This is a genomic window from Pseudomonas sp. Irchel 3A5, assembly GCF_900187575.1.
In the GTDB taxonomy this organism is placed as follows: domain Bacteria; phylum Pseudomonadota; class Gammaproteobacteria; order Pseudomonadales; family Pseudomonadaceae; genus Aquipseudomonas; species Aquipseudomonas folii.
This window is the reverse complement of the sequence record NZ_FYDU01000010.1, coordinates 232146-237017: the sequence shown is the minus strand read 5'-3', so window position 1 is coordinate 237017 and position 4872 is coordinate 232146. Positions and strand designations below refer to the sequence as shown.

The window sequence follows — 4872 nt, the reverse complement described above, 5'->3', positions numbered from 1 at the left end:
TACTCGAATCACTTCGAGGCAGAACGTGACGTGATGGATTTTATTGCTCACTACAACCATCGACGTTGCCACTCTGCCTCGAATAACCTGCCGCCAGCTATTTTCGAAAAACTGGCGGCCTAATACTTCTACAGAATGGTCCAAAAAAACTGGACCACTACAAGTTCGCTCCTACCGGTTTTGCGCTGAGTCAGGTAGGAGGCAACTTGTTGGCGAGAGGGCTTGCTGCGGTGATTCAGGCCTTCTGTCTCGTTGGACCCATCTTTAGCGATCCCGCAGACTGCGTTCCATCCGCGCCAACCCTTCCTCCAGCAGCACCCTTGGGCAACCGAAGTTAAGCCGCACAAATTGCTGGCAATCATCACCAAATTCCGCTCCGGCGCTGAGGCCGACTTTGGCGTGTTCGAGGAAAAATTTCTGGGGATCGTCCAGGCCTAATGCGGAGCAGTCCAGCCAGGCGAGGTAGGTGCTTTGTGGCAGGTGCATGACCACGCCAGGCAGTCGTTCTTTAACCGCTTGGGCCAGATAATCACGATTGGCCTGCAGGTACGCGTTAACGTCGCTCAACCATTCACCGCATTCGCTGTAAGCCGCTCGCGTGGCTTCAAGACCGAGCACGTTGACGCTGTCGACCAGACCCAGGCGACCGGCGTTGAAGCGTTTACGCAGAGACTCATTCTGAATCACTGCAAACGCGGTTTTCAGCCCGGCGATGTTATAGGCCTTGCTCGCTGACATCAGCGTGACTGTGCGCTGGGCAATCTGCGGGCTGAGGGATGCGATGGGCACATGCCGACGGCCATCGAAGAGGATGTCGGCGTGAATATCATCAGAAATGATCAGCACGTCATGCTGCACGCAGGCTTCGCCAATCAGATGCAGCTCTTCGCCACTGAAGACCTTGCCCAGCGGATTATGAGGGTTGCTCAGCAACAAGGCGCCGGCGCTGGCCAGTTTGCCATTCAGCGCAGCCATGTCGGTGTGGTACTCGCCATTGGCGTCAGCCTTGAACGGCAATTCGATACGCGGCTGCTGCCAGTTATTCGGCGCTTGAGACAGTGGCGAGTAATTAGGCGTTTGCAAGACGACGCCGGAGTCGGCCGGAACCAGTGCGTTGAGCGCCATGTTAAAGCCCGGCTCGACCCCGGGCAGGAATACCAGTTCTTCAGGTTGAACACGCCAGGCATATCGCTGCCAGAGATACTCGACCACTGTCTGGCGCAGGTTGTCCTGTGCCACGCCGTAACCGAGCAGCGGATGTTCCAGTCGTTTCTGCAACGCCTGAATAATCGGTTCGGCCACCGGGAAATCCATGTCCGCTACCCACATCGGCAGCACGTCGGCGGGGTACAGGCTCCACTTTTTGCTGTCGGTGCCGTGGCGTTCGAATACGGTGTCCAGTTGGGTCGTCATTTCAGTCTCTACGGGCAGGAAGCAAGGGCGACAGGTTAGCTGCGCCCATCGCATCGGTCCACCCGCACCTGAGTTGACTGAATGGTGCCGTGATCAACTCAGCGCTGGTTTTTGTAAGCCTTGCCGTAGTGCCGCTCCAGACGTGCCTGAATCAACTCCAGTCCGATGGACAGCAGCCAATAGATCAGCGCCGCCGTGGTCAGCATTTCGATATAGCGGTAGGACGACCGGCCGTAAGACTGCGCGAGGAACATGACTTCCCAGACACCCATCACCGAGATCAGGGACGAGTCCTTGAGCATGGAAATGAATTGGCTGGTGGTCGGCGGAATGATGGTGCGCATGGCTTGCGGCAAAGTGATTTGCCAGAACACCACGGTAGGGCGCATGCCCAGTGCCGCAGCGGCTTCGCGTTGCCCGGGTGAAACACCGATGATGCCCGCCCGAAAGATCTCGCTCAGGTACGCGCCGTAGTTCAGCGACAGGGCAATAATGCCCGCGCTGATCGCGCCCGGCACCACGCCCAATTGCGGCAGACCGAGATAGATCAGCAGGATCTGAATCAACAGCGGCGTGCCACGGAAGAACGACGCATAGAAACTGGCGATGCCAAACGCCACGGCGCTATTGGACAAGCGCGCGAGTGCGGTGGCGAAGCCCAGTATCAGCGACAGCCATATCGAGCAGAAACACAGGAAAAGGGTCAGCGCCGCGCCTTGCAGAAAGCCGTTGGGTGCCAGATGCAGGCCGACCAGGTATTCCCATTTCGCGGCGATGATCGAGAATTTCAGGTCGAAGCTCATGAAAAACGCGATGCACAGACCAAGCATCACCATCCAGGTCAGGTACAGCCGCGTTTTGAAGCCGAAAATTCGCAACAGGCGCGAAGATCCGGCGTTCAGGTCAGGTGGGGCAGGTTGATGCTCGCTCATTGGGTAATATCAGAGCCGATCCATTTCTGGGAGATTTTGCCCAGCGTGCCGTCGGCCTTGAGCTCGGCGATGACCTTGGTCAGCTTGGCATCCCATTCAGCATCGCCTTTTTCGGTCGCGACAACGTTGGGTTCGGCGTATAGCGCGTCGCCAGCGATCTTGAAGCGCGGATCCTGATTGATGCGCTCGCGTGCAGTGATCAGGTTAGTGATCATGGCGTCGAGACGCACACCTGCGCCCAGTGCCAGGTCCTGGAAGGCCACGGTTTCGTTGTCATACGGTGCAGCCTGGACGGCATCGAACGGGTAGCTGATTGGCTTGTCTTCTGCACCTTCAATCACCAGGTCCTTGTTGAGGTAGGCCTCGTAGGTGGAAGCGCTGATGATCCCAACCTTCTTGCCCGAAAGGTCTTTGGCGGACTTGATCGCGTCATTCTTGGCGTTAACCACGATGACCGCTGGCGACTGGTAGTACTCGACCGGGAAATTGAATACCTGAGCGCGGGCCTGACTCGGGGTCATGGAACAGATGCACACATCGTAGCGGTTGCCCCAGTGGCCTGCGGCGATGACGTCCCAGGACGGAGTGGCCAGTTGCAGTTTCACGCCCAGCTTGTCGGCGACTGCTTTTGCTACGTCGACGTCGAATCCGTCCAGCTGGTTTTGATCATTAAGGAAGGAAAACGGTGGGTAGTTCTCCATCATCACACCGACCATTTCGCCTTTTTTATTGATTTTATCCAGCGTCGCACCGGCCATGGCGGTAGAGCAGACGGACAGCAGGGCAAGGCTCAAAGGCAAAACAGCACGTAGATTCATCACATCACCGAATAGATCGAACACAAATAATTGGTATATATTTAAACGCGATATTAAAAATGTCCTTAATTATTAATTGATCTATGTGCCTTTGCTTTGGTTATAAGCCACGGATTTTGCGGTTTATCAATCGGCTTTAATTTTCAATTCACTCATCCGTTGCCTGTGCATTCGCGCAGCAGATGCCCAGCTTTCAGGAGTTCCCATGTCCACACCCGTAAAATCAATCCCGCTACGCTTGCTTGACGGCGGCATGGGTCGGGAGCTCATGCGCATCGGTGCGCCATTTCGTCAGCCTGAATGGTCGGCACTGGCGTTGATCGAAGCACCGGAATTTGTCCTCAAGGCGCATCAGGCTTTTATCAACGCCGGTGCGCGGATCATCACCAGCAACAGCTATGCGTTGGTGCCGTTTCACCTGGGTGAAGAGCGTTTCAGAGCGGATGCTCCTGCGCTGGCCGAGCTGGCGGGTCAGCTTGCACGTCAGGCCGCATCCGAGGCCTCACAATCTGTTCAGGTCGCAGGGTCGTTGCCGCCTGCGTTGGGTTCTTATCGTCCAGATCTGTTCGATCATGATCAGTCGGTGGCGATCCATCGCATCCTGATTCATGGGCTGAAGGCCAGCGTCGATGTGTGGCTGGCTGAAACCCAAAGCTCGATCGCTGAAGTACGTGCGGTACGGGAAGCGCTGGGTCAGGATGACAAGCCTTTGTGGCTGTCGTTTACCCTGGAAGACGGTGAAGAACATGGTCCTCGTTTGCGCTCCGGCGAGACGGTGGCTGAGGCGACGGCAGTTGCTATCGAACTGGGTGCCGGTGCAGTGCTGTTCAATTGCAGCCAGCCGGAAGTCATGGCCGCCGCACTGCTGGCGGCGCGTGAAGTGATTGAGGCGGCATCGGCGCAGATCGAGTTGGGCGTGTACGCCAACGCATTCCCGGTGATGGAAGTGGAAGAAGAAGGCGCCAACGACACCTTGCACGAGATCCGCGCAGACCTTGGGCCAGACGCTTATGCAAAGTGGGCAAATACCTGGGTAGAGCAGGGCGCTTCGGTAATTGGAGGCTGCTGTGGCATCGGGCCGGAGCACATCGCGGCGTTGCACAGCCATTTCAAGCTGGTGTAGGGCGCGAGATCCCTGGCTGGCAGACGAATTTGTGGAGATCTTGCTGGATAGCACCGATCTTTGTGGGAGCGGTGCTTGCCCGCGATAAGGGCGACGCGGTCTCAAGTGAATCGCATCCAGCCTTATCGCGGGCAAGCACCGCTCCCACATAGACCGCATTCTTTGCTCCAACAGGGTGTGGGCCCAGGCTCAATCCCCGCGAATGTACTGCTCCAGCTGTTTGATCAGGCTGGCTTGCTCGGCGATGGCCTCTTTGACGAGGTCACCGATGGACAACAGTCCCAGCAATTCCCCGTTTTCCACGACTGGCAAGTGGCGCAGATGGCTGTCGGTCATGATGCCCATGCAGGCTTCGACGCTCTGCTGGGAGTCGACGGTGATGACTTTGCTGCTCATGATCGCGCTGACCGGGGTGCCCACCGAGGAGCGGCCCTGAAGGACCATCTTGCGGGCATAGCCCCGCTCGCTGACCACACCTACCAGCTTGCCGTTGTCCACCACGGGCAGTGCGCCGATGTTTTTCTCGGCCATGAGCCTGAGAGCATCGAGCACCATCTGGTGGGGGGAGATGGTGTGGACCTTCTGA

At 57.3% G+C, this 4872-nt stretch carries 5 protein-coding genes; 1 reads left to right on the top strand and 4 read right to left on the bottom strand.

Annotated elements, in window-relative coordinates:
• Positions 1–264: 264 nt before the first annotated feature.
• The 3 genes from CKW31_RS18420 to CKW31_RS18410 form a co-directional block, all read right to left on the bottom strand.
• Positions 265–1413 (bottom strand): MalY/PatB family protein, encoded by a 1149-nt coding sequence (locus tag CKW31_RS18420; protein ID WP_095098163.1) that lies wholly within the window; start codon positions 1411–1413, stop codon positions 265–267.
• A 98-nt stretch (positions 1414–1511) separates the two neighbouring features.
• The gene (locus CKW31_RS18415; protein ID WP_095098160.1) at positions 1512–2345 is read right to left on the bottom strand and encodes an amino acid ABC transporter permease; all 834 of its coding nucleotides are present in this window, start codon (positions 2343–2345) and stop codon (positions 1512–1514) included.
• Positions 2342–3163, bottom strand: a complete 822-nt coding sequence (locus tag CKW31_RS18410; protein ID WP_095098158.1) for a transporter substrate-binding domain-containing protein — start codon at positions 3161–3163, stop codon at positions 2342–2344. Before CKW31_RS18410 ends, CKW31_RS18415 begins: the two co-directional genes overlap by 4 nt.
• A 205-nt stretch (positions 3164–3368) precedes the next feature.
• Here CKW31_RS18410 and CKW31_RS18405 point away from each other — a divergent pair, with 205 nt between their 5' ends.
• Entirely contained in the window at positions 3369–4286 is a 918-nt protein-coding gene (locus CKW31_RS18405; RefSeq protein ID WP_218192158.1) for a homocysteine S-methyltransferase family protein, read from the top strand.
• A gap of 189 nt (positions 4287–4475) precedes the next feature.
• On the opposite strand, the gene CKW31_RS18400 is transcribed toward CKW31_RS18405, so the two are convergent.
• Positions 4476–4872, bottom strand: a 397-nt coding sequence (locus CKW31_RS18400) for a CBS domain-containing protein (protein ID WP_095098156.1), incomplete at its 5' end; no start/stop codon positions are given.

What these genes read in the sequence shown, in the direction of transcription:
- CKW31_RS18420 (WP_095098163.1), bottom strand. Translation starts at nt 1,413, where the DNA reads ATGACGACCCAACTGGACACCGTATTCGAACGCCACGGCACCGACAGC.
- CKW31_RS18415 (WP_095098160.1), bottom strand. Translation starts at nt 2,345, where the DNA reads ATGAGCGAGCATCAACCTGCCCCACCTGACCTGAACGCCGGATCTTCG.
- CKW31_RS18410 (WP_095098158.1), bottom strand. Translation starts at nt 3,163, where the DNA reads ATGAATCTACGTGCTGTTTTGCCTTTGAGCCTTGCCCTGCTGTCCGTC.
- CKW31_RS18405 (WP_218192158.1), top strand. Translation starts at nt 3,369, where the DNA reads ATGTCCACACCCGTAAAATCAATCCCGCTACGCTTGCTTGACGGCGGC.